The organism is Hydrogenophaga sp., assembly GCF_014773545.1.
Classification (GTDB): Bacteria; Pseudomonadota; Gammaproteobacteria; order Burkholderiales; family Burkholderiaceae_C; genus Hydrogenophaga.
In genome coordinates, this window is record NZ_SDDV01000004.1 from 131953 (window position 1) to 153737 (window position 21785).

At 63.9% G+C, this 21785-nt stretch carries 20 protein-coding genes; 6 read left to right on the forward strand and 14 right to left on the reverse strand.

The annotated features are described in order from the left end of the window. Positions 1-55: 55 nt before the first annotated feature. The gene (locus EST26_RS04450) at positions 56-1090 is read left to right on the forward strand and encodes a ribonucleotide-diphosphate reductase subunit beta (RefSeq protein ID WP_291065759.1); all 1035 of its coding nucleotides are present in this window, start codon (positions 56-58) and stop codon (positions 1088-1090) included. A 144-nt stretch (positions 1091-1234) separates the two neighbouring features. Here EST26_RS04450 and EST26_RS04455 read toward each other — a convergent pair whose 3' ends face one another. The 6 genes from EST26_RS04455 to EST26_RS04480 form a co-directional block, all read right to left on the reverse strand. Beyond that, positions 1235-1570, reverse strand: coding sequence for a hypothetical protein (locus EST26_RS04455; RefSeq protein ID WP_291065677.1), 336 nt, complete (start codon positions 1568-1570; stop codon positions 1235-1237). 442 nt (positions 1571-2012) lie between these two features. After that, positions 2013-2729, reverse strand: a complete 717-nt coding sequence (locus tag EST26_RS04460; RefSeq protein WP_291065678.1) for an RNA polymerase sigma factor FliA — start codon at positions 2727-2729, stop codon at positions 2013-2015. A 5-nt stretch (positions 2730-2734) separates the two neighbouring features. After that, entirely contained in the window at positions 2735-3553 is an 819-nt protein-coding gene (locus EST26_RS04465; protein ID WP_291065679.1) for a hypothetical protein, read from the reverse strand. Continuing rightward, on the reverse strand, positions 3546-5003 hold the full coding sequence (gene flhF, locus EST26_RS04470) for a flagellar biosynthesis protein FlhF (RefSeq protein ID WP_291065680.1): 1458 nt from the start codon (positions 5001-5003) through the stop codon (positions 3546-3548). Before flhF ends, EST26_RS04465 begins: the two co-directional genes overlap by 8 nt. Further along, positions 5000-7066, reverse strand: coding sequence for a flagellar biosynthesis protein FlhA (gene flhA, locus EST26_RS04475; protein ID WP_291065681.1), 2067 nt, complete (start codon positions 7064-7066; stop codon positions 5000-5002). Before flhA ends, flhF begins: the two co-directional genes overlap by 4 nt. Continuing rightward, on the reverse strand, positions 7063-8220 hold the full coding sequence (locus tag EST26_RS04480) for a flagellar type III secretion system protein FlhB (RefSeq protein ID WP_291065682.1): 1158 nt from the start codon (positions 8218-8220) through the stop codon (positions 7063-7065). Before EST26_RS04480 ends, flhA begins: the two co-directional genes overlap by 4 nt. A 137-nt stretch (positions 8221-8357) precedes the next feature. On the opposite strand from EST26_RS04480, the gene EST26_RS04485 reads away from it, so the two are divergent. After that, positions 8358-9269, forward strand: coding sequence for a hypothetical protein (locus tag EST26_RS04485; RefSeq protein WP_291065683.1), 912 nt, complete (start codon positions 8358-8360; stop codon positions 9267-9269). 6 nt (positions 9270-9275) lie between these two features. On the opposite strand, the gene EST26_RS04490 is transcribed toward EST26_RS04485, so the two are convergent. From EST26_RS04490 to flhD, 6 genes are all read right to left on the reverse strand, one after another. Next, the gene (locus tag EST26_RS04490; protein ID WP_291065684.1) at positions 9276-9857 is read right to left on the reverse strand and encodes a protein phosphatase CheZ; all 582 of its coding nucleotides are present in this window, start codon (positions 9855-9857) and stop codon (positions 9276-9278) included. A 13-nt stretch (positions 9858-9870) separates the two neighbouring features. Then, positions 9871-10257 (reverse strand): chemotaxis response regulator CheY, encoded by a 387-nt coding sequence (gene cheY / locus EST26_RS04495; protein ID WP_291065685.1) that lies wholly within the window; start codon positions 10255-10257, stop codon positions 9871-9873. Between the two features lie 42 nt (positions 10258-10299). Next, positions 10300-11280 carry a flagellar motor protein MotB gene (gene motB / locus EST26_RS04500; RefSeq protein WP_291065686.1) on the reverse strand — a complete coding sequence of 327 codons (981 nt, stop codon included), beginning with the start codon at positions 11278-11280 and terminating at the stop codon, positions 10300-10302. A gap of 28 nt (positions 11281-11308) precedes the next feature. Next, complete coding sequence (gene motA, locus EST26_RS04505) at positions 11309-12169, reverse strand: flagellar motor stator protein MotA (RefSeq protein WP_291065687.1); 861 nt, start codon at positions 12167-12169, stop codon at positions 11309-11311. 153 nt (positions 12170-12322) lie between these two features. Further along, entirely contained in the window at positions 12323-12862 is a 540-nt protein-coding gene (flhC, locus tag EST26_RS04510) for a flagellar transcriptional regulator FlhC (protein ID WP_291065688.1), read from the reverse strand. Positions 12863-12961: 99 nt separating this feature from the next. After that, the gene (flhD, locus tag EST26_RS04515) at positions 12962-13300 is read right to left on the reverse strand and encodes a flagellar transcriptional regulator FlhD (protein ID WP_291065689.1); all 339 of its coding nucleotides are present in this window, start codon (positions 13298-13300) and stop codon (positions 12962-12964) included. Between the two features lie 471 nt (positions 13301-13771). Between flhD and EST26_RS04520 the strand changes: the two genes are divergently transcribed. From EST26_RS04520 to EST26_RS04530, 3 genes are all read left to right on the forward strand, one after another. Continuing rightward, positions 13772-14644 carry a flagellin gene (locus EST26_RS04520; RefSeq protein ID WP_291065690.1) on the forward strand — a complete coding sequence of 291 codons (873 nt, stop codon included), beginning with the start codon at positions 13772-13774 and terminating at the stop codon, positions 14642-14644. Positions 14645-14696: 52 nt separating this feature from the next. Next, positions 14697-16115, forward strand: coding sequence for a flagellar filament capping protein FliD (fliD, locus tag EST26_RS04525; protein ID WP_291065691.1), 1419 nt, complete (start codon positions 14697-14699; stop codon positions 16113-16115). A 196-nt stretch (positions 16116-16311) separates the two neighbouring features. Beyond that, a complete protein-coding gene (locus tag EST26_RS04530; RefSeq protein ID WP_291065692.1) occupies positions 16312-18531 on the forward strand; it encodes a malate synthase G in 2220 nt (739 codons plus the stop codon). A 30-nt stretch (positions 18532-18561) separates the two neighbouring features. Here the strand turns inward: EST26_RS04530 and EST26_RS04535 are convergent, their stop codons facing one another. Together EST26_RS04535 and purB are read right to left on the reverse strand one after the other, a co-directional pair. Beyond that, entirely contained in the window at positions 18562-19329 is a 768-nt protein-coding gene (locus EST26_RS04535; RefSeq protein WP_291065693.1) for an MBL fold metallo-hydrolase, read from the reverse strand. 243 nt (positions 19330-19572) lie between these two features. After that, on the reverse strand, positions 19573-20955 hold the full coding sequence (gene purB / locus EST26_RS04540) for an adenylosuccinate lyase (protein WP_291065694.1): 1383 nt from the start codon (positions 20953-20955) through the stop codon (positions 19573-19575). 158 nt (positions 20956-21113) lie between these two features. Here purB and EST26_RS04545 point away from each other — a divergent pair, with 158 nt between their 5' ends. Next, a complete protein-coding gene (locus tag EST26_RS04545) occupies positions 21114-21728 on the forward strand; it encodes a glutathione S-transferase N-terminal domain-containing protein (protein ID WP_291065695.1) in 615 nt (204 codons plus the stop codon). The last annotated feature ends 57 nt before the right edge of the window (positions 21729-21785 follow it).

A 21785-nucleotide genomic window follows, 5' to 3' on the forward strand; every position in this document is an offset into this window, starting at 1 on the left:
GTTGACCTGGGACGAACCCGCCACACCCGCCAGCAAGCCAGCGATCAGCCCCCTGATGCCGGCCGCCAGCGTACAGCGCGTCAACGCGGCCGACAAGCGCATCATCAACGGCAAGACCGACGTCAATCAACTGGTGCCGTTCAAGTACAAATGGGCCTGGGAAAAATACCTCGCCAGCTGCGCCAACCACTGGATGCCGCAAGAAGTCAACATGAGCCGCGACATCGCGCTCTGGAAAGATCCGAATGGCCTGAGCGAAGACGAGCGCCGCATCGTCAAACGCAACCTGGGTTTTTTCACCACCGCCGATTCGCTGGCGGCCAACAACATCGTGCTCGGCACCTACCGCCACATCACCGCACCCGAGTGCCGCCAGTTCCTGCTGCGCCAGGCGTTTGAGGAAGCCATCCACACCCACGCCTACCAGTACATCGTCGAGTCGCTCGGGCTGGACGAATCCGAGATTTTCAACGCCTACAACGAAATCCAGTCGATCCGCGACAAGGACGAGTTCCTGATCCCCTTCATCGAGGCGATCATGGACCCGCACTTCAACACCGGCTCGCCCGAGAACGACCAGACGCTGCTGAAAAGCCTGATCGTCTTCGCCTGCCTGATGGAAGGCCTGTTCTTCTACGTCGGCTTCACGCAGATTCTGGCGCTGGGGCGGCAGAACAAAATGACTGGAGCCGCCGAACAGTACCAGTACATCCTGCGCGACGAATCGATGCACTGCAATTTCGGCATCGACCTGATCAACGCCATCAAACTCGAAAATCCGCTGCTGTGGACCGCCGAATTCAAGGCCGAGATCAAGGCGCTGTTCATTCAGGCGGTCGAACTGGAATACCGCTACGCCGAAGACACCATGCCGCGCGGCGTGCTGGGCATGAACGCTTCCATGTTCAAGGGCTATCTGCGCTTCATTGCCAACCGGCGCGCGACGCAAATTGGTCTGGAGCCCATGTTTGGCCACGAAGAAAACCCGTTTCCCTGGATGAGCGAGATGATCGACCTGAAAAAGGAACGTAATTTCTTCGAAACCCGCGTGATCGAATACCAGACCGGCGGCTCATTGTCCTGGGACTGAGCTTGTGCTTGCTGCCGCAATGCCTCGTTTTGCATTCAAAACCATTTCTTCAATGCGGCATTTTTCGAGGTTTGGTTTTTACACCGAATTCAACTCGTCGGAGTCGAATGCGTGGCGCTCAGCCATCCGAGCCCCGGCCTTGAATCACTTCGCCGGCACCAGCACCGGTTGAAGTGTCCCATGCAACGTGAACCAGGAGAACACCATGGCAACTGCGAAAAAATCAACGGCTGCACCGGCCGCGCCCACCAAGAAAGCCGCTGCAACCGTGCCCAACACCGCTGCGGCGGCGGTGAAGAAAACGGCACCCGCGAAAAAGACACCCGCCGCAGCGGCCGAAGCGGCGCACACCACGCTCAATCCGCATGCAGCCTGGCCGTTTCCGACGTCGAAAAAGCCTTGAACACATAAACCTAAAAACCGCAGTTGACCGCTGATTTCCGCTTGGAATGCCGCATGGACACTCACTTTTGTACCCACGCGCAGACGCACCTTCTGGGTGACAGCGCTACCTGCCGGATTGAGCCGCCGCAGCCGCGCCTGGGGGCGTTGCTCCGCCTTGCAGGCAGTAGCCTGCCGCGTTGTCGCGCCTACCCAGACGCGCCCGCATCGGCCCACTCCGGCAGGTCCAACTGCGGTTTCTAGGTTGAACCGAGATTGTCCATTCGGCTTGGGTCGGCGGCGGATGCCGCAGCGCGGGTTGCGTTGTTTCGACTGACAAACCCATGGCTTGCGCCGTGGGCGCTGAGCTGGAGCCGTTGCCGGGCCGGGGCGTGGATCGGGTGCAGCCGGGTGCGGTGCGCAATCCTTGCGCGATGTTTTGCAGGACGTGAGTGGAAACACGCACCCGCGGCCCGTAACGCGGCTGACGCTGGATAAGTGATCGGGTGTTTCTTGCGGTGTCGTGTGCTGCGATAAGTTCTCAGTGTTCGCGCAGCCGGGCGCGCAGCCGGGCGATCGACTGGCTGTGCAACTGGCAAATGCGCGACTCGGTGACGCCGAGCACGGCGGCAATTTCCTTCAGGTTCATGTCGTGTTCGTAATACATGCTCATGATCTGCTGCTCGCGCTCGGGCAGCAGCCCGATGGCGGCCACCAGCGCGCTGCGCATGCGCTGATCTTGCAGCACGGCACTGGGCTCGGCCTCGCTGTTACCCTGGTGGCGCTCCAGAAAACCGTCGTCGTCTTCCCCGTGGCCGCTGAGGTCTTCCAGGTACACCAACTGGGTGCCGCGCACCTTGGCCAGCAGGCTCTGGTAGTCGGTCAGCGACAGACCCAGCTCCTGCGCAATCTCCGACTCCAGCGGCGTGCGCTGCAGCTTTTGCTGCAGGCGGTGCAGCGCCTGCTCGATCTCTTTTTGACTCTTGCGCGAGCCGCGCGACATCCAGTCGCCGCCGCGCAGCTCGTCGATCATGGCGCCGCGGATGCGCTGGCTGGCAAAGGTCTCGAATTGCACCCCCTGCGCGGGCTCAAAGCGCGCAATCGCTTCGGTCAGACCCATCATGCCGACCTGGATCAGATCATCGAGCTCGACGCTCGGCGGCAGCTTGGCGATCATGTGGTGCGCCAAGCGACGCACCAAGGGCGTGTATTGGCGCAACTGGTCGTCTCGCTGCAGCTTGCCTTTGGCGGTGTACATCGCAATCAACTCCAGTAGCCGGGTGCAACGCCAGCGCGGTTTGTACCCCGCGCCGCGGCAGCCGGGTTCCAAGGCGGTGTCTGTGCTGTGTGCGGCGGGTGTGGCGGCCAGACCAGCGCCGCTTGCAGCACCTGCAGACCCCAGGTCTGAAGCGGCCAGGTGTGCAGCCGCAGGCCGAGATGGCGTTGCGCACATGCGCTCACGCGGGTGAGCACCTGCGACAGCGGCACCTGGGGCAGCTCGGGCGTGCTCAGCTCCAGCGGCGCCAGCACCGGTATCAGGCCGGCTGCGTGCAGCAGTTTGAGCGTGCCATAGGCGTCGATGCTGGATTGCGGCTGGTTCAGCACGGGCACCAGGGCGCGGGCTGAGAGGCCCGATAGCAGTTGCGTGAGCGCGAAGGCGGGTGCAAACAGCAGCACCAGGCTGCCGCTGGCAAAGGGCGCAAGCAGCCGCGCCAGCGCCGTCGACGCGCCGGCGAGTTGGGCGGTTTGCTGCAGGGCATGCAGGCCCAGCGCACCCGGCATGACCAGCCAGTCGGCGCCATGGGCGGCCCGGCCCAGCCCGCTGATGGACGGGTCTTGCAGCGCCGACAGCAGACCGATCGGACCCCCGCCGTCCCGATCCGGCGCGGGCGGCTCGGTGGCGCTGGCGTCTATGATGACCACGCGCTGGCCCAGCGCGGTGAGCTGCGCGGCCAGGGTGCAAAGCAGCTCGTAGGCGTGCTGCGGATGGGCCGGACAGGCCAGCGGCATCAAGCGCGTGCCGTGTTCGGCTGCTGCGCCGTCGTGCCGGTCAGCGAGTGGGTTGAACTGGATGTCAAACATGCGCGGCCCCCAGGTCGATATGGCGGGTTGACGAATGCGCAAAGTAAAGCCCCATGTCGGTGGGCAGCGGATCAAAAGCCGATTTGCCCGCGCTGCCCAGCGACATTCGAACCCATGCGGCTGCATCGGGCGCTTGCCAGTCCTCGGGCACGCCCTGTCCATTGGAGACGCCGCGCAGCGTGACTTGGTGGCGGATCAGCACGTCGAGCACCGGACCGAGCTTGACCGCCTCGTCAACCTTGGACAACACCACACCATGCAGCGTGCTGGGCTTGAAGGCCGTGAGCACTTCGTCGAGTGTATCGCCGTGCGCGCCGGCGTTGAGCAGCAGGCATTTTTTTAGCTTTGGCAGCGCCAGCAGGTCGAGCAGGTCTGGGATGCGCTGATCCCGCTGGCCCAGGCCGGGGGTGTCGATCAGCACCAGGCGTTTGTTGGCCAGCAAGGTGAGCAAGTCCTTCAGGGCAGCGTGATCGTGTGCCTGATGCGCGACCACGCCCAGCATCCGGCCGTAGGCGCGCAGTTGCTCGTAACCCGCGGCGCGCTGCGTATCGAGCGTGATGATGCCCACGCTGGCGGCACCGAAGCGCTTGACGCACTGGGCTGCAATTTTGGCTGCGGTGGTGGTTTTGCCTACCCCGGTGGCGCCGATGAGCGCGAGCACGCCGCCTTCGTCGCACAAACCGGCATCGGTGGCGGCGACCTTGAGGTTGCGGGTGATGACGTCTATCACCCAGTGCACCGCCTCGGGCGCGCCGCTGTTAGCCGGCAGGCGCTCCAGCACGGCGCGCGATATGCTGGGCGAGTAGCCGGCGCGTATGAGTTTGAGCATCAGATTGGCCTGAACCGGGTTTTGCTTGGACGCGCCGAGCCAGGTCAGTGTGTTGAAGCGCTCCTCTATCATGTCCTTCAGGGCACAGAGCTCCAGCGCGACGGCGCGCTGGTTCAGGTCGATGCCGCGCACCGGTGTCGCCGCATCGGCCTGGCCGCTCTCGGGCCTGATGTGGGTGCTGCGCAGCGTCGCAGGCGCTTGGGCTGCTGCAGCCACCACCGGGGCATGTCGTTGCGGCAACAGAACAGGTTCGGCGCGCGGTGTCGGCATCTGTGACGTTTGCGGCATCTGCCCGCTGGCGTCGCTGGCACTCTCACGGCGTTTGCGCAGCATGCGTTCGCGCACGTACTCCTGAAACGACAGCGTGCTCATGGCCAGGGTCTGGGTGTCCTCATCCACCGTGTCGCCTGCGGTTGCCAGTGGCGCAGCGGCACGCGGGCTTTGCCTGCCTGCAGCGCTGGGTGGCGTCAGCGCAGCCAGGCTTTCCTCGGCGGCGGCCATCACCTCGAAGCCATCGTCGGTGCTGCGGGTCGAGAGAATGACGGCGCTGTCGCCAAAGGCATGACGCGCCTTGGCCAGCGCTTCGCGCGAACTGGGGGCACTGAAACGCTGGATTTTCATGCAAGCTCTCCAAGAATCGGGCCGATGCGGATCAGGTGCGTATCCGGTATTTCACTGTGCGCAAGCACCTGCAAGCGCGGCGCGGCGCGGCGCAGCAAGCGCGCCATGGCGTTGCGAATCGCGTCCGGCACCAGCAGGCAGGCCGGTACGCCTTTTTCCTCCTGGCGGTTGGCGATTTCGGTCGCCGACTTGCTGAGCATTTCGGCCACGCCGGGGTCGAGCACACCGCCGCCGCCCGCCGCCAGTGCCTGCATCAGCAGCCGCTCCAGGCCGGGTTCGATGGCGATCACCTCGAGTTCTTTGACGGCACCGTAGATCTGCTGCACGATCGCCGGTGCCAGCGCCATGCGCACGCGCCGCGCCAGCTCGATCGGCTCGGTGGTGGCGCTGGCGTGCTCGGCGATCGACTCGATGATGGTGCGAATGTCGCGCACGTGCACCGACTCTTCCAGCAGCAATTGCAGGACTTTTTGGAACGCAGCGACGGAAATCATTTTCGGCACGACTTCTTCGATCAGTTTCGGGGCCAGGCGGGTGACGTGGTCAACCAGATCCTGGGTCTCGGTTCGGCTCAACAATTTGGCCGCCTGGACTTGCATCAAGTGTGAAAGATGCGTGGCCAGCACGGTCTCGGAATCAACCACGGTAAAACCGGCCATCTGCGCGTTTTCTCGCTGCTTGTCCTCGATCCAGTGCGCCGGCAGGCCGAACGCCGGGTCGGTGGTGGGGGTGCCTATCAGTGGCGTGCCAATGCCACCCGGGTCGATCGCCAGGAACATGCCGGGAAACACCTCGCCATCGCCCACCACCACGCCGCGCAGCGTGATGCGGTAGCCGCTCGGGCGCAGCTCCAGGTTGTCGCGCACGTGCACCGCCGGCGGCAAAAACCCGACTTCCTGCGCGAACTTCTTGCGCACGCCTTTGATGCGCGCCAGCAAGTCGCCCTGGCGGCCCTTGTCGACCATGGCCAGCAGCCGGTAGCCCAACTCCAGGCCGAGCAGGTCAACCGGCTGCAAGTCGTCCCAACTGGCTTCGCCATCGCTGGCAGCAGGCGGCGCGGTCGGCCCGGGCTTGGGTCGGCGCTCTTCATGCAGCCGCCAGGCACCCAGCGTCGCAACGGCAGTGGCAAAGCCCAGGAACACCAGGTTCGGCATACCAGGAATCACCCCCAGCAACAACAGCACGCCGGCGGTGATGAACATCACGCGCGAGGAGACGAACAACTGGTTCGAGACCTGCGCGCCCAGGTCTTCCTCCTTGCCCACGCGCGAGACCACCATGGCGGCCGCAATCGAGATCAGCATGGCCGGAATCTGCGCCACCAAGGCGTCGCCGACAGCCAGCAAAATATAGCTGTTGGCGGCCTCGCCGGCCGACAGGCCGTGCTGCATCATCCCGACCGCGAAGCCGCCGATGATGGTGATGAGCAAAATCAGAATGGCGGCAATGGCGTCGCCGCGCACGAACTTGGCCGCACCGTCCATGGCGCCGAAAAATTCGGCTTCCTCGCCCACTTCGGCGCGCCGGCGCTTGGCTTCTTTTTCGTCGATCAGGCCGGCGTTGAGGTCGGCGTCAACCGCCATTTGCTTGCCTGGCATGGCGTCCAGCGTGAAGCGCGCCGACACCTCGGCAATGCGCTCGGCGCCTTTGGTGACGACGATGAAATTGATCACCACCAGAATTAGGAACACGATCAGACCGACGGCGAAATTGCCGCCGATCAAAAAACTGCCAAAGGCCTCGATCACCGCGCCGGCCGCACCCGGGCCGGTGTGGCCTTCGAGCAACACGATGCGGGTGGAGGCGACGTTGAGCGACAGACGCAGCAAGGTGGTGATCAGCAACACGGCCGGAAAGACCGAGAAGTCCAGCGGCCGCTTCATGTAGGAAGCCACCAGCATCACCGCCACCGCCAGCGTGATGTTGAGGGTGAAGAAAATGTCGAGCAGCCAGGGCGGCAGCGGCAGCACCATCATCGACAGCACCACCACCACCAGCATGGGCGCGGCCAGCCCGCCGGCCCAGCCTGCGTTGCGCGCCAGCCATTGCTGCAACTGCTTCAAGGCGCAGACTCCTTCGGCTGCGCCTTGAAGTGCGGATCGAGCTCGGGCGGCACCTGCGGTGTCGGCGCCTGAGCCGGCATCACGCCCTGGCCCTTGAGTGCGGCTTGCACCTGGTACACGTAGGCCAGCACCTGCGCCACCGCGGTGTACAGGGCCGAAGGGATTTCCTGGTTGATTTCAGCGTGCGCGTAGAGCGCGCGCGCCAGCATCGGCGCTTGCAACACCGGTACCTCGCTGGCGCGTGCGAGGTCGCGGATCGCCAGCGCGATCAGGTCAGCCCCCTTGGCCACCACGCGCGGCGCGGCCATGCTGGCGTCGTCGTAGCGAATGGCCACCGCGTAATGGGTCGGGTTCATGATCACCAGGTCGGCCTTGGGCACGGCAGCCACGCTGTTGCGCTGAGCCAGTTGGCGCTGGCGTGCGCGCCGCTGGGCGTTGATGAGCGGGTCGCCTTCGGCTTCCTTGAATTCGCGCCGCACTTCATCGATCGACATGCGCAGGCGACGGCCGTGCAAGAATTTCTGCAACGGCAGGTCGATCACGGCAAACAGCAACAGCACCGCCACCAGCAGCCCGACGCCGGTCAAAATCCAGTCGCCCAGTTGACCGAGTGCGGCCTCCAGCGGATGCAGCAGCAGTGTGCCAAAGGCGTGCAAATGGCGGGCCAGAAACTGCCAGGCGATGACGCCGATGATCAGGCTCAGCACCAGCAGCTTGAAGGTTTCGGCCATTTGCTGCATCGAAAACAAGCGGCCAAAGCCAGCCAGCGGGCTGATGCGAGAAATATCGGGCGTGATGGGTTTGCTGCTCAGCGCCGAGCTGCCGCTGGCCACCAGCGTGAGCACCTCGAGCAGCAGCAACGCCAGCCCCAGGGGCAGCACCAGCAGCAGACCCTGCAGGGTGGCATCCACCAGCCGCTGCGGCGCCAGTTCGGGCTGCAGCAAGGCATGGTGGTCAAAGTGAAACTGGCGGCGCAGCATGTCGTGCATCAGGTGGTAGCCCAGCGGCAGCAGCGCCAGCAGCAACAGGGAGCCGCCGCCGAGCACCGCCAGGTTGGACAAGTCCTTGGAGTGCGCCACCTGACCGTCGTCGCGCGCCTTTTTCAGGCGCTGCTCGGTCGCCGGTAGGTTCTTGTCCTGACTGGAGTCTTCCATGGTGTTGACGGATCGGGGGGATGAGCCCGATTTTGAAAGCCTGCATGCAAGGAGAAAGCGCGATAAGGCCTGTTGCGACCCGGTTTTAGCGCGCTTTGAGGAGCGCCTGGGCGGCTTGAAAAGCCTAAAATCAAGGCATGAGATCCGTCCCGTCCAGCCCCGACAGCAGCCTGACCAGCGCGCTCATTGGCGGGAACTTGGGTGACAGCAGCTACGAACTGACGTCGAGGCCCGAGATATTTGAGCTGTTTTGGCAGATTGCGCAGCAGCGGCAATCTGCCAGTCTGGTGGTGCTGAATCCGGACGAATCGACCCAGCCTCAGTTGGTGCAGTCCTTCAGTTCCAACGTATTCGAACTCGATCAGGACGCCGACACGATGGAATTCGACCTGCCGATGGCGGCGCCGCCGGTTGCGCGCGGCCACCTGCTCCGGGGCTCGGTCAAGTTGCACGGCGTCATGCTCACTTTCGAAGCCGAGGTGATCGGCACCAGAATGTCCCAGCAAGGCCGCGACAGCGCCCTTATCACCAGCTTGCCGCGGCGGCTTTTCAGGTTGCAACGCCGGGACAGCTTTCGCGTCCCGGTGCCCGGCTCTTACAAAATCAGGGTATCACTCTCGCCCGAACACAAGCACCTGCAAAATCTGCGCGTGCTCGATGTCAGTTGTGGTGGCGTCTCGGTGCTGCTGCGCACGCTGGTCGACGAGGTGCCGCTGGGCCGCCATTTTTCACCCGGTGTGTTCAGCAGCGACGCAGACGGCGCCGTCACCAGCTACGAAGCGCAAATGATTGTTCGGCACGTCCGCAGCGCCCCGCCCAGTCTGAATCACCTGATGGATGAAATCAAGGACAGGAACGTGGCGGGTGGGGCGACAAAATTTCAACCATTCAAGCTGCCGGCGGTAGCCAGCGCCGAAAAATTTGAACTGATGCAGCTTGGGATCGAATTCCGTCACATGTCCATGGGCCTGGAGCGCAGCCTGGCGCGGCTGGTCAACGAACTCGCGCTGGCGCTCATGACCCGGGCGCGCGACGACGTTTGGCGCTGATTTTCATTAAAAACCCAGGCTGGCCAGCAACTCGTCGACCTGTTTTTGGTCGCTCACCACGTCGCCTCGGCCTTCGGGCCTGTGCACCGGTCCGCCCAGCTCGGTGGTGCTGCCTGGCCCGGCCTGGCCGGCCGACGCTGACTGCAGCAGCAAGGCCAGCAATTGCTCTTCAATCGTGCTGGCGAGCTTGGCCACCCGGTCTATCACCTGGCCGGTGAGGTCGTGAAAATCTTGCGCCAGCATGATCTCGGTCAGATGCGCGTCGGTGGACTGGCTGCGGACGGCGATCTGGTTCAATGGCGCTGCCAGCGCCGGATGTTGCTGCGCCAGTTGCCGCGCCAGCTCGAACACCTGGCCTTGCTCGGTCTTGGCCGCCTCGACCCGGTTCAACACCTTTTCGGCTGCATCACCCGTCAGGCGCGCAATGTAGGACAGGCGGCTTTGCGCGTCGGGCAATTGGTCTAGCGTGCCCTTGAGCCGGTCGGCGTAGCCGAGTTCTTTCAGCGCGTCGTGCAACTGGCGCGTGATGGCGCCGAGTTGCTGGAACATGGCGGTGCTGCTGGCGCCGTTGGGGTGCTCGTGGATCATGTGGCAGGTCTTTTCACAAACCGAGTTTTTTGAAGATGTGGGCCAGCTTTTCTTCCAGCGTGGCCTTGGTAAAGGGTTTGACGATGTAGCCCGCCGCACCGCCCTTGGCAGCCATCACGATGTCTTCCTTGCGCGCCTCGGCCGTCACCATCAGCACCGGCAGATGTTTGAGTTTTTCGTCTTTCTTGATCTCTGTCAGCAACTCGAAGCCGTTCAGGTTCGGCATGTTGATGTCAGTGACGACGAAGCCAAAGCCACCGGCGCGCAGCTTGTTCATGGCCACCACGCCGTCTTCGGCTTCATCGGCATCGGCGTGACCCAGTTCCTTGAGCAGGTTGCGCACGATGCGACGCATGGTGGAGAAGTCATCAACGATCAGGAATTTCATCGGGCTGGCCATGGCGGCGTCTTGTGGGGGGAAAACAAATCAGGTTCCATGCGGTCAGCGTACCGATTCTGCCCGGGGCTGAACCAACTGTGGCGGCAAGCCAGGCACAGGTGCGGCGATGGGTGGCACGACGCCAGCGATGCCAGGCGGCGCCGCCACCGGTGTCTTGGCCAGTTGCATGCGAAGCTCGGCCTCGTGCGTCAAAATCACCAGGCTGATGCGCCGGTTGATCGGGTCGGTGGGCCGCTCGGGTACCAGCAACTGGCTGGCAGCCAGCCCTTCGACCCGCAGCAGCCGGTCATCGGGCAAGCCGCCGGCGACCAGTTCACGCCGCGAGGCATTGGCCCGGTCGGCCGAGAGCTCCCAGTTGCTGTAGCCGCGGTAGCCGCCGACGAACGGCGTGGCGTCGGTGTGGCCGGCCAGCGCAATGCGGTTTTCCACGTCGACCAGGGCCGCGCCTATGGCGCGCAGAATGCTGCGCATATGGGGCTGGACCGTGATGCCGCCGGTCTCGAACATGGGGCGTTGGTGCTGATCGACGATCTGGATGTGCAACCCGTCTGTGGTCTGGTTGAGTTGGATCTGCGAGCGGTATTCAGCCAACAGCGGGTTGCCGGCGATCAGTGCATCAATTTCGCGCTGCAGCGCGTCGATGCGCTGCGCATCGACGCGCGCCTGCGTGGCACGCGCCATTTGCGCACCCATCATCTTGGCTGCGCGTTCGGCGTCGCCGCCGTCGACCTGACCGCTGGCCTTGCTCAGGTCACGTCCGCCGCCGGGCAGAATGCTATCGCTGTTGCCGGTGCCGGCGCCGCCCATCAGGGCGACCTGGATCGGGGTGCTGAAATAGCTGGCAATGCCTTCGAGCTCGCCCTTGGCGGTCGAGCCCAGCAGCCACATAAGCAAAAAGAACGCCATCATGGCGGTCACGAAGTCGGCGTAGGCAATCTTCCAGGCGCCGCCGTGGGCGGCGTGCCCGCTCTTTTTGATCCGCTTGATGATGATGGGCTGGAGTTTCTTGCCTTCGCCTGCCATGGTGCTGCTCCTGCGCTGGGTGAACCGGTTACTTCTTGCCTTTGACGTGACTTTCCAGCTCGGTGAATGTGGGTCGTTCGGTCGAGATCAACACCTTGCGGCCGAACTCGATCGCCGTGGTCGGCGCATAACCTTGCATGCTGGCCAGCAAGGTGGTCTTGATGCACTGCAATTCTTTGCTGCTCTCATCGACCTTTTGCTCCAGCACGCCGGCCAGCGGGTCGGCAATTGCGTAGGCCAGGAAAATGCCCAGAAAGGTGCCGACCAAGGCAGCGCCGATCATGCCGCCCAGCACCGCCGGGGGTTGGCCGACCGAGCTCATGGTCTTGATCACGCCCAGCACGGCGGCCACGATGCCAAAGGCCGGCAAGCCGGCAGCCAGCCGTGCGATGGCCGCCACCGGCGCATGTTTTTCGTGGTGATGGGTTTCAATTTCGCTGTCCATCAGCGACTCGATTTCGTGCGCGTTGAGGTTGCCCGAGACCATCATACGCAGGTAGTCGGTGATGAACTCGACCACGTGGTGGTCGGCGGCAATGGTGGGGTACTTCTTGAACAGCGCCGATTGATCCGGGTTTTCCACGTCTTGTTCGATCGCCATCAAGCCTTCCTTGCGCGCCTTTTGCAAAATATCGTACTGCAAGGCCAACAGCTCCAGATAGCGCCCCTTGGTGTACTTGGAGCCCTTGAACGCACTCGGCAAAGCTTGCAAAGTGGCCTTGAGTACCTTGGGCTGGTTGCACACGATGAAAGCGCCCAGGGCGCCACCGCCGATGATCATCAACTCTACATGCAGCACCTTCAGGATCGGCGCCATATTGCCGCCAGCGAGCATAAAGCCGCCAAAGACGCAGCCCAGCGCAATCAGGTAACCAATGATGACAAACATGTTCTCGACCCCGATGACTGGCCGAACCGCACGCTGCGCGCGCAAGCCGGTTGACTGCCTTAGCTATCGGCCAACTCTAGGTTGAATTGAGGCGGGACATGAAAGCGAAATAGGCCCGCAAGCGGGCCTATTTCGGTGTTTGAGCCTGCTCTTTCAGTGCAGGCGCAGTCCACCGCCAGCGCTGCCCTTGCCGGCGCGCGCCGGCGGTTGGCACAGGCCGCAGACAAAGTGGCGCGCATTCTCATACGGCTCGGTGACGAAGTGGCCGCCGCAGCAAGAGCATGAGGTCAGCGTCAGCATGCCGTTGTCGACGAACTTGACCAGACGCCAGGCCCGTGTGATCGACAGCAGCGGCTCGATCGCGCTGGCCTGCATCTGCTCGCGGTACAGGTCAAATGCCTTGATGACGGTGTCGATTTCCTCCAGCACGCTCGATTTGGCCAGGTATTCGTGAATGTTCAGAAACAAGGACGCGTGCACGTTGGGCTGCCAGGTCAGGAACCAGTCGGTGGAAAAGGGCAGTTGACCCTTGGACGGGCTCTTGCCCGCCACCTCCTTGTACAGCCGCAGCAGGCGCTCGTAGGACAGGCTGGTTTCGTACTCCAGCACCTGCAGCCGGGCGCCGAGCCGGATCAGCGCCACGGCACGTTCGATTTCGCGCGCCTCTTTGAGAATGCTTTTTGTGCTGGCCATGACGGACTCCAGGCAGGAACAAGGGCTGGCACAGGCAAAGAGCCGAGCAAACGGCTGTGCTGGCTCAGGGCTGAGGCGTTGGGGTATGGGTGGTGCCGCTCAGCGGACGGTCGCCATCGAATCCGTAAAGCGCCCGGCCAGCAAAATGCTTGCGTGCAGTTGCGTGGTGGTGGCGTTGTCGACCTTCTTCACGTTGTGGCTGGTCAGCAGGTTCCAGACCAGATCGTCGTCGACCCGGAAACGGCACAGCAACATGTTGCTGGCAGCTATTTTGAGCAACTGTGCGCTCGTGAGCATGCCCAGCAGTTCAGCCGCTTCCTCCGAGATGCCGAGCCGATACAGCGCCTGCGCGCGATCCTTGCGAATCAGGTTTTGCGCCAGCATCAGGTAACTCAGGTTGGCTTCGCGGATTTCGGCCAAAACTTGTTCGCTGTCCATGAAATTCTCCTTGAATACAGACGCTTGGGGGCGGGTGTGTGCAGACATTCGCTGACCCGATGTGAAGGATTGTGTCGATGGTGAAAAATTCTTGAATCAGCGAATGGCGGTTTGCTCTGTCAGGTGTGGCGCCTGCGCATGTCGGGCATTGGCGTACATCCTTGGTTTTCAATCACCGATGGTCTTCTGGCGTGGCCGGCCTCGATGGGCGGAACTGAACCCGACAAATCGGCCTTATTCGGGCCACGGTTCGCGCTGCAGCGCTAAAGAATACGCCGGGGCCACCGAAATTGAGCTCAACGAGCTTCTAGAAAGGTTCGTCGTCCGGCAAGCAAAGCGGTGAGACGGTCAGCGGCCCCGGGGCCGAGCCGACGCGCCACCAGCCACCGGTCATGGCGGCCGGCCGCAAGGCTGGCGTTGAGATCGGCAGCGATGCCCGATTGTTTTGTTTCCATTTTTTAGGAGTTAAACATGAGCACCATCAACACCAACGTGATGTCCCTCAACGCCCAGCGCAACCTGAGCGCTTCGCAGGGCTCGTTGGCCACTTCCATGCAGCGCCTCTCGTCGGGTCTGCGTGTGAACAGCGCCAAAGACGACGCCGCCGGCCTGGCGATTGCCGAGCGCATGAACGCGCAGGTCAAGGGCATGAACGTGGCGATTCGCAACGCCAACGACGGCATCTCGCTGGCGCAGACCGCCGAGAGCGCGCTCGGCAGCATCGGCAACAACCTGCAGCGCATGCGTGAGCTGGCGGTGCAGGCCGCCAACGACACCAACGGCGCGAGCGACCGCGCCGCGCTCAATACCGAATTCCAGGCCCTGGCGGTGGAAAATGCGCGCGTGATCTCCAGCACCGAATTCAACAACCAAAAGCTGCTCACTGCAACGGGCGGCACGGCGGGCGCTTTCACGTTCCAGGTGGGTGCCGAAAGCGCGGGCGACAACCAGATCACCGTCACCACGACCAACATCGCCACCGCCATGACCGCCGCCACCCAGGGCCCGACGGCCTCGCTGGGCGCGACCTCTGGCACACCGCCAGTGACCGCCATCACCGGCGCCAGCGCGCGCGCGGCGATGGATGCGCTGGACGTGGCCATCGACGCCGTCACCAGCGCCCGCTCGAACTTCGGTGCGGTGCAAAACCGCTTTGAATCGGTGATCTCCAACCTGCAGGTGGCGTCGGAGAACCAGGCTGCCTCGCGTGGGCGCATCATGGACGCCGACTTTGCCAAGGAAACCGCCAGCCTCTCGCGCGGTCAGATCCTGCAGCAAGCCGGCACCGCCATGATCGCGCAGGCCAACCAGTTGCCGCAGGGCGTGCTGTCGCTGCTGCGCTGAGTCGGGCGCAGGCCGCTTGCGTGCGGTCCGTTCATTTTGTTGAGGAGCGCCCATGGCGACCATTTCAGCACCCGGCATCGGCAGCGGGCTCGACGTCAAAGGCATCGTCACGCAACTGGTGGCGCTGGAGAGGGCGCCGTTGCGGCAGTTGCAAACCCAGGCCGCCTCGCTGCAGACCCGGCTTTCCACCTTTGGCAGCATACAGTCGCAGGTTTCGGCGCTGGGCGACGCGGCGGCCCGGCTGGCCCGGCCAGACGGCTGGAACGCCGTCAGCGCCAGCTCGTCCAACCCGGCGGCGGTGGGCGTGAGCGCGGCTGCGGGTGCGCCCGTCACCTCGCTCACCCTGACGGTGCAGCAACTGGCGCGCTCGCAATCGACCACATCGGTCGCGCTGGCCAGCGCCAGCACGGTAGGTGCGGGGGCGCTGACGCTGCAACTGGGCCGCTGGAGCGGCAACGCCTTCACGCCCGGCAGCGCTGCGCCGGTGAGCCTGACGATCGATCCCCTGGACACGCTGGCAAGCGTGGCCAGCAAAATCAACGCCGCCGCCACAGGCGTGAGCGCCAGCGTGTTGCGCGACGCTGCCGGCGAGCGGCTGCTGCTGCGTTCGAGCGCCAGCGGCGAGGCGAACGGTTTTCGCATCACCGCGAACGACGCCGACGGCACCCATGGCGACGCCAGCGGCCTGTCGCGGCTGGCCTTTGACGCCGCCAACCCGGCCGGCCAGACGCTGACCCAGGCCGGACAAGACGCGCGCGCCACGGTCAACGGCGTGGCCATCACCTCGGCCAGCAACCGCCTGAACGATGCGCTCGATGGACTGACGATCGAGCTCGCGCAGGTCACGGCCGAACCGGTGGAGCTCAGGGTCAGCACCGACTTGGCGGCGGCGCGGAAAAACATCGAGGCCTTCGTGGCTGCTTACAACACGCTCAACACCAGCTTGACGACGGCAACCCGCTTCGACGCCGGCAGCCGAACGGCTGGTCCGCTGCAGGGCGACGCCACCGCCATTGGCTTGCAAAACGCCTTGCGCGGCATGCTGCGCTCGGTCAGCGCCAGCAGCCCGTTTGCGCGCCTGAGCGACATCGGTATCGAAATGCAGACCGGCGGTGCGCTGCAAATCAGGGACGACCGGCTCAATGCCGCGCTATCGAATTTTCAGGGCGTGCGCGCCTTGTTCACTCTCTCCAGCAGCGACCCCGGCGCGCGCGGCTTTGGTTTGAAGGTCGACGCATTCGCTGACGGCCTGATCGCCGCCGACGGCATGGTCAGCACCAAAAAGGCGGGCATTCAGCAGTCGATCAGCCGCAACGGGCGCGAGCAAGACCGGGTCAACGAGCGCGCCCAGCGAGTGGAGCTGCGCCTGCTGGCGCAGTACAACGCCATGGACGCGCAGGTCGGCAGACTCAACAGCCTGAACGCCTTTGTGACGCAGCAAATCACGCTGTGGAACCGCAGCACCGGTTGACGCAGCAGCCGCGTCTTTGCGCCAGTGCCCGCATGTGCGCGCTGCGGCATCGAAGTCGGTCATTGGCTCGAATTGCATGAGCAAAGTCATGGATAAAACGTTTTTTATAAAATCAAACGTTTTACTGGCACCTAATAGGGCTGAATCAGCGCAAGCGATCGGCCCGCTGCGGCTCTTGCATACCTACAGGAACACCATGACGTCACGCACCCCAATTCACAGCTTGCAGGTCGATAGCGAACTGTTTGACTTCGTCAACACCCGTGTGTTGCCCGGCACCGCCGTCGACAGCGACGTCTTTTGGCGCGGCTTTGACGCGCTGGTGGCCGATCTGGCGCCGAAAAATGCCGCCCTGCTGGCCGAGCGTGACCGCCTGCAGGCTGAGCTCGACCGCTGGCATCAGACGCACCCCGGCCCGATTCAAGATACGGCGGCTTATCGCGCTTTTCTGCTGCAGATCGGCTACTTGGTGCCTGAGCCGGCGCAGGCGCGCATCAGCACCGAAGGCGTGGACGACGAGCTGGCGCTGCAGGCCGGGCCGCAGTTGGTGGTGCCGATTTTGAACGCGCGCTACGCGCTCAACGCCGCCAACGCGCGCTGGGGCAGCCTGTACGACGCGCTGTACGGCACCGACGTGATTGCCGAGACCGATGGTTGCGAAAAAGCCGGCCCGCAAGGGGGTTACAACCCCAGGCGCGGCGCGCAAGTAGTCGCATACGCGCGTCAGGTGCTCGACCGCTGCGCGCCGCTGCAAAGCGGCTCGCACCTTCACAGCACCCGCTACGCGGTGAACGGCGCCGGTGAGCTGGTGGTCGGCTTGAACGACGCGGGCGAGCCCGGCAGCAGCAAGCTGGCCAACCCGGCGCAGTTGGTGGGCTATCAAGGACCGGCCGATGCACCAAGTGCCATTCTGCTCAAGCACAACGGCTTGCACCTGGAAATTCAAATCGATCGCGCCACGCCGATTGGTGCCAGCGACGCCGCCGGCGTCAGCGATCTGGTGCTCGAAGCCGCACTGTCGACTATTCTGGACTTGGAGGACTCGGTGGCGGCGGTGGACGCGCAAGACAAATTGCTGGCGTACCGCAACTGGCTCGAGATTTTGCAGGGCACGCTGACCGAAACGATAGACAAAGGAGGCCGCAGCTTCACCCGCAGCCTCAACCCCGACCGCCAGTACAGCGCGCCGAACGGCCAGCCGGGCGTGCGCCTGCACGGCCGCTCGCTGTTGTTCTTGCGCAACGTCGGCCACCTGATGAGCAACCCGGCCATTCTGTGGGGCGCGCAGGGGCAGGAAATCCCCGAAGGCATACTGGACGCCGTGCTCAGCACCACCATTGCGCTGCACGACCTGCAGCGCGGCCCGCAAGACGCGATCCGCAATTCCCGCAAAGGCTCAGTCTACATTGTCAAGCCCAAGATGCACGGCCCGGCCGAAGTGGCGTTTGCGGTCGAGTTGTTTGGCCGCGTCGAGCAGTTGCTCGGTCTGGCGCCGAGCACGGTCAAGCTCGGCATCATGGACGAAGAGCGCCGCACCAGCGTCAACCTCAAGGCCTGTATCGCAGCCGCCAGCAGCCGGCTGGCCTTCATCAACACCGGTTTTCTCGACCGCACCGGCGACGAAATACACAGCGCCATGCAGGCCGGAGCGATGCTGCGCAAAGGCGACATGAAAGCCAGCGCCTGGATTGGGGCCTACGAGCGCAACAACGTGCTGGTCGGGCTGGCCTGCGGCCTGCGCGGGCGCGCCCAGATCGGCAAGGGCATGTGGGCCATGCCGGACCTGATGGCCGAGATGCTGAAGCAAAAAATTGCCCATCCCAAGGCCGGCGCCAATACCGCCTGGGTGCCCAGCCCGACCGGCGCGACGCTGCACGCGCTGCACTACCACCAGGTGCTGGTGTCCGAGGTGCAGCAAGAGCTGGAAAAAATCGACCTGGCCACGGAGCGCGACGCCTTGCTCCACGGCTTGCTGACGATTCCGGTCGCCGTGCCGCCGAACTGGAGCGCAGCCGAAAAACAGCAAGAACTCGACAACAACGTGCAGGGCATTCTGGGCTACGTGGTGCGCTGGGTCGACCAGGGCGTGGGCTGCTCCAAGGTGCCCGATATTCACAACGTCGGCCTGATGGAGGACCGCGCCACGCTGCGCATCTCGAGTCAGCACATCGCCAACTGGCTGCTGCACGGCGTGGTCAGCGCGCAGCAGGTGCGCGCCACCTTCGAGCGCATGGCCGCAGTGGTCGACGGCCAGAACGCCGCCGACCCCTTGTACCGCAACATGGCCGGCAACTTCGAGCGCAGCATGGCTTATCAGGCCGCCTGCGAACTGGTCTTCAAGGGCCTGGAGCAGCCCAACGGCTACACCGAGCCGCTGCTGCACGCCTGGCGTTTGCGGGTCAAGGCGGCGGCCTGATCGGCTGCGATCGGCCGGCGGGCGCCAAGCTCAGACCGGCAGCCGGTAGTTGGCTTGCGTCAGGTGGTCGATGCCGCAGTCGACGGTGCCGATCCACTGAATGAACTCAGCCACGGCCGCGCCCGCCATCGGCGCGCCGTGCTGCGGCACGATCATATGGATCGGCAGTTCGCGCACCATCTGGGCCCACAGGCGCAGCACCTTGTTCGACACCATGTAGCGGCGGTGAAAGGCCGCCATTTTGGGGATGTGGGCGGCCAGCGAAGTGATCGGTTTGCTGGCGTCGGCCGAGCTGCCGATCGACACGCCCAGGTCGCCCGAGAACAGGATGCGGCTGACCGGGTCCCAGAATTGGAAATTGCCCTCGGAGTGCATGAAGTGCGCCGGCAGCGCCAGCAGTTCGCTGCTGCCGAGCGGGATGCGCATGCCAGGGTCGGGAATGCCGACGATGCGGCCTACGGTTTTGCCGGGCTTGCAAAAATACGGCGCAAAGCGCTCCCACAGCGTCGAGATGTAGAGCGTGGCCTGGGTGCTGGTCATCCAGCGGTCGAGCGCGGCGATGATGTCGGGGTCGGCGTGCGAGGCCAGGATTTTTGACAGCTTGTACGGCGGAAAAAACCGTCCCACGGTCAACAGCATTTCGTTGTAGGCGTTGTTGCCGCCCGGGTCGATGATGACGCCGGTGTCGCCGTGGATCACCAGAAACTGGTTCGCCTGCACCGCCTCGCCGTCGTCGTCACAGAGGTGGGCAAACATCAGGCACACATGGCCATCTTGGTTGTAGAGTTCGATCGCCATGGTGTGTGTTTTGAGCTTGTCGCCCTGAGCTGCCTGCGCGCGCCAGACCGCTTGCGGGCGCAGGCAGCGCGTGAAATGGCAATCCTGGCGTCGGGTCTTTTTGATCGCTGCGCGGATGTTGGTGCGCGAATTATCCCGGATTTGCCGCCAGGCCTGGCGCCAGCAGCGCTTGGCAGACGAAATGAGGCAACAAACAGGCCCGGCAACGGCCGCGGCCGGCTGCGTCGGCGGCCGCCAGCGGGTTCAGGCCCGCAGCGCCAGTTCGGCGGCCTTGCCCAGGTAGTTGTGCGGCGTCAGCGCCAGCAAGCGCTCTTTTTCTGCTGGGGGAATCTCCAGGCTGCGAATCAGCGCGTGCAAGGCCTCTGGGGTGACGGTCTGGCCGCGCGTGATGTCTTTGAGTTTTTCATAGGCGCCAGCCACGCCATGGCGGCGCATGACGGTCTGAATGGGCTCGGCCAGCACCTCCCAGGACGCGTCCAGGTCGGCCGCCAGCGCCGCGCGGTTGAGTTCGAGCTTGCCCAGACCGACACCCAGCGCATGGTAGGCCAGCACCGCGTAGCCCAGCGCCACGCCCATATTGCGCAGCACGGTCGAGTCGGACAGGTCGCGCTGCCAGCGCGAAATGGGCAACTTCTCCGACAGATGGCGCAGCAGCGCGTTGGCCAGCCCCAGATTGCCCTCGGCGTTTTCGAAGTCGATCGGGTTGACTTTGTGCGGCATGGTGCTGGAGCCGATTTCGCCCGCTTTGAGGCCTTGCTTGAAATAGCCCAGGCTGACGTAGCCCCAGATGTCACGCGCGAGGTCGATCAAAATGGTGTTGGCGCGCGCCACCGCGTCGAACAGCTCGGCCATGTAATCGTGCGGCTCGATCTGGATGCTGTAGGGTTGGAAGGTCAGGCCCAGGCCGAACGGTTCAGGAGATTCGACCACGCGGCGGCTGAAGGCTTCCCAGTCGAAGTCGGGCCAGGCGCTCAGGTGCGCGTTGTAGTTGCCCACCGCACCGTTCATTTTGCCCATCAGCTTGATGGCGGCGATTTTTTCGCGCGCTGCAGCCAGCCGTATCAGCACGTTGGCAAGCTCCTTGCCCACCGTGGTCGGGCTGGCGGTCTGGCCGTGGGTGCGGCTGAGCATGGGTACCGCTGCGTGCTGCTGCGCCATTGCGCGCAGCCGACTCATGATTTGGTCCAGCGCTGGCAGCAGCACCGCGTCGCGCCCGCTCTTGAGTTGCAGCGCGTGGCTGGTGTTGTTGATGTCTTCGCTGGTGCAGGCGAAGTGCACGAATTCGGCTGCTTTTTCCAACTCGGGGCGGGCCTCGAATTTGGATTTGATCCAGTACTCGACCGCCTTCACGTCGTGGTTGGTGACTTTCTCGATCGCCTTGATCGCCAGCGCGTCGGCTTCGCAGAAGTTTTTCACCAGGCCCAGCAAATAGGTGCGTGCGCCGGGAGAGAGCGGCCGAAATTCGTCAAAACCGGCGTCGGACAGGGCGATGAACCAGGCCACCTCGACCTGCACCCGGCGTTGCATATAGCCTTGCTCGCTCATGAGTGGGCGCAGGCTGGCGAGTCGCGCGGCGTAGCGACCGTCCAGCGGTGATAAGGCATTGCTCGCAGACAGGGGGGGCATGCTGGGAGGGGTGGGAGCTGGGGTCGGGCACATGCCGGGATTGTAGGGCGCCCGTGTGGGCCGAAGGCGGACTATGACGCGCGGGTACTCGCCGTCAGCATGTTGAAATGCCTTGCTGGATAAAATGACGCCCTCCAGCCGTCACCCAAACTCACACCATGAAACTCTTCGGATCGCTCACCAGCCCGTTCGTGCGCAAGGTCCGCATCGTGCTGGCCGAAAAAAAGCTCGACTACCAATTCGTGCAAGAGGATGTTTGGGCCAGCGACACCCACATAGGCGAATTCAACCCGCTGGGCATGGTGCCGTGCCTGGTGATGGAAGGCGGTGATGTGGTGTTTGACTCGCGCGTGATCGTCGAATACCTGGACACGCTCTCGCCGGTGGGCAAGTTGATCCCGACGCAGGGCCGTGAACGCGCCGAAGTCAAGACCTGGGAGGCCTTGGCCGACGGTCTGATGGATGCCGCAATTTTGGCGCGGCTGGAATCGACCTGGGCGGGACGCAGCCCGGCGCAGCGCTGTCCGGCCTGGATCGATAGACAACTGAATAAAGTCGACGCCGCTTTGGCGGCCATGAGTCGGGGCTTGGGTGACAAGCCGTTTTGCTCCGGCATCCACCTGAGTTTGTCGGACGTGGCGGTCGGCTGTGCGCTGGCTTATTTAGACTTTCGCTTCCCGGCGACCGACTGGCGCGCAGCGCACCCGAATCTGGACCGCTTGAGCGACAAGCTGGCGTTGCGCCAGAGTTTCATCGACAGCCCGCCGGGCTGAGCAGCCCTGGCCGGGCTGCGGAGGTGAAAAAAAACCGCGAAGCGCCCCGAGACGAAT

Coding starts and splice junctions, on each gene's coding strand:
- EST26_RS04450 (WP_291065759.1), top strand. CDS start 56: ATGCCGGCCGCCAGCGTACAGCGCGTCAACGCGGCCGACAAGCGCATC.
- EST26_RS04460 (WP_291065678.1), bottom strand. CDS start 2,729: ATGTACACCGCCAAAGGCAAGCTGCAGCGAGACGACCAGTTGCGCCAA.
- EST26_RS04465 (WP_291065679.1), bottom strand. CDS start 3,553: ATGTTTGACATCCAGTTCAACCCACTCGCTGACCGGCACGACGGCGCA.
- flhF (WP_291065680.1), bottom strand. CDS start 5,003: ATGAAAATCCAGCGTTTCAGTGCCCCCAGTTCGCGCGAAGCGCTGGCC.
- EST26_RS04480 (WP_291065682.1), bottom strand. CDS start 8,220: ATGGAAGACTCCAGTCAGGACAAGAACCTACCGGCGACCGAGCAGCGC.
- EST26_RS04485 (WP_291065683.1), top strand. CDS start 8,358: ATGAGATCCGTCCCGTCCAGCCCCGACAGCAGCCTGACCAGCGCGCTC.
- EST26_RS04490 (WP_291065684.1), bottom strand. CDS start 9,857: ATGATCCACGAGCACCCCAACGGCGCCAGCAGCACCGCCATGTTCCAG.
- cheY (WP_291065685.1), bottom strand. CDS start 10,257: ATGGCCAGCCCGATGAAATTCCTGATCGTTGATGACTTCTCCACCATG.
- motB (WP_291065686.1), bottom strand. CDS start 11,280: ATGGCAGGCGAAGGCAAGAAACTCCAGCCCATCATCATCAAGCGGATC.
- motA (WP_291065687.1), bottom strand. CDS start 12,169: ATGTTTGTCATCATTGGTTACCTGATTGCGCTGGGCTGCGTCTTTGGC.
- flhC (WP_291065688.1), bottom strand. CDS start 12,862: ATGGCCAGCACAAAAAGCATTCTCAAAGAGGCGCGCGAAATCGAACGT.
- flhD (WP_291065689.1), bottom strand. CDS start 13,300: ATGGACAGCGAACAAGTTTTGGCCGAAATCCGCGAAGCCAACCTGAGT.
- EST26_RS04520 (WP_291065690.1), top strand. CDS start 13,772: ATGAGCACCATCAACACCAACGTGATGTCCCTCAACGCCCAGCGCAAC.
- fliD (WP_291065691.1), top strand. CDS start 14,697: ATGGCGACCATTTCAGCACCCGGCATCGGCAGCGGGCTCGACGTCAAA.
- EST26_RS04530 (WP_291065692.1), top strand. CDS start 16,312: ATGACGTCACGCACCCCAATTCACAGCTTGCAGGTCGATAGCGAACTG.
- EST26_RS04535 (WP_291065693.1), bottom strand. CDS start 19,329: ATGGCGATCGAACTCTACAACCAAGATGGCCATGTGTGCCTGATGTTT.
- purB (WP_291065694.1), bottom strand. CDS start 20,955: ATGCCCCCCCTGTCTGCGAGCAATGCCTTATCACCGCTGGACGGTCGC.
- EST26_RS04545 (WP_291065695.1), top strand. CDS start 21,114: ATGAAACTCTTCGGATCGCTCACCAGCCCGTTCGTGCGCAAGGTCCGC.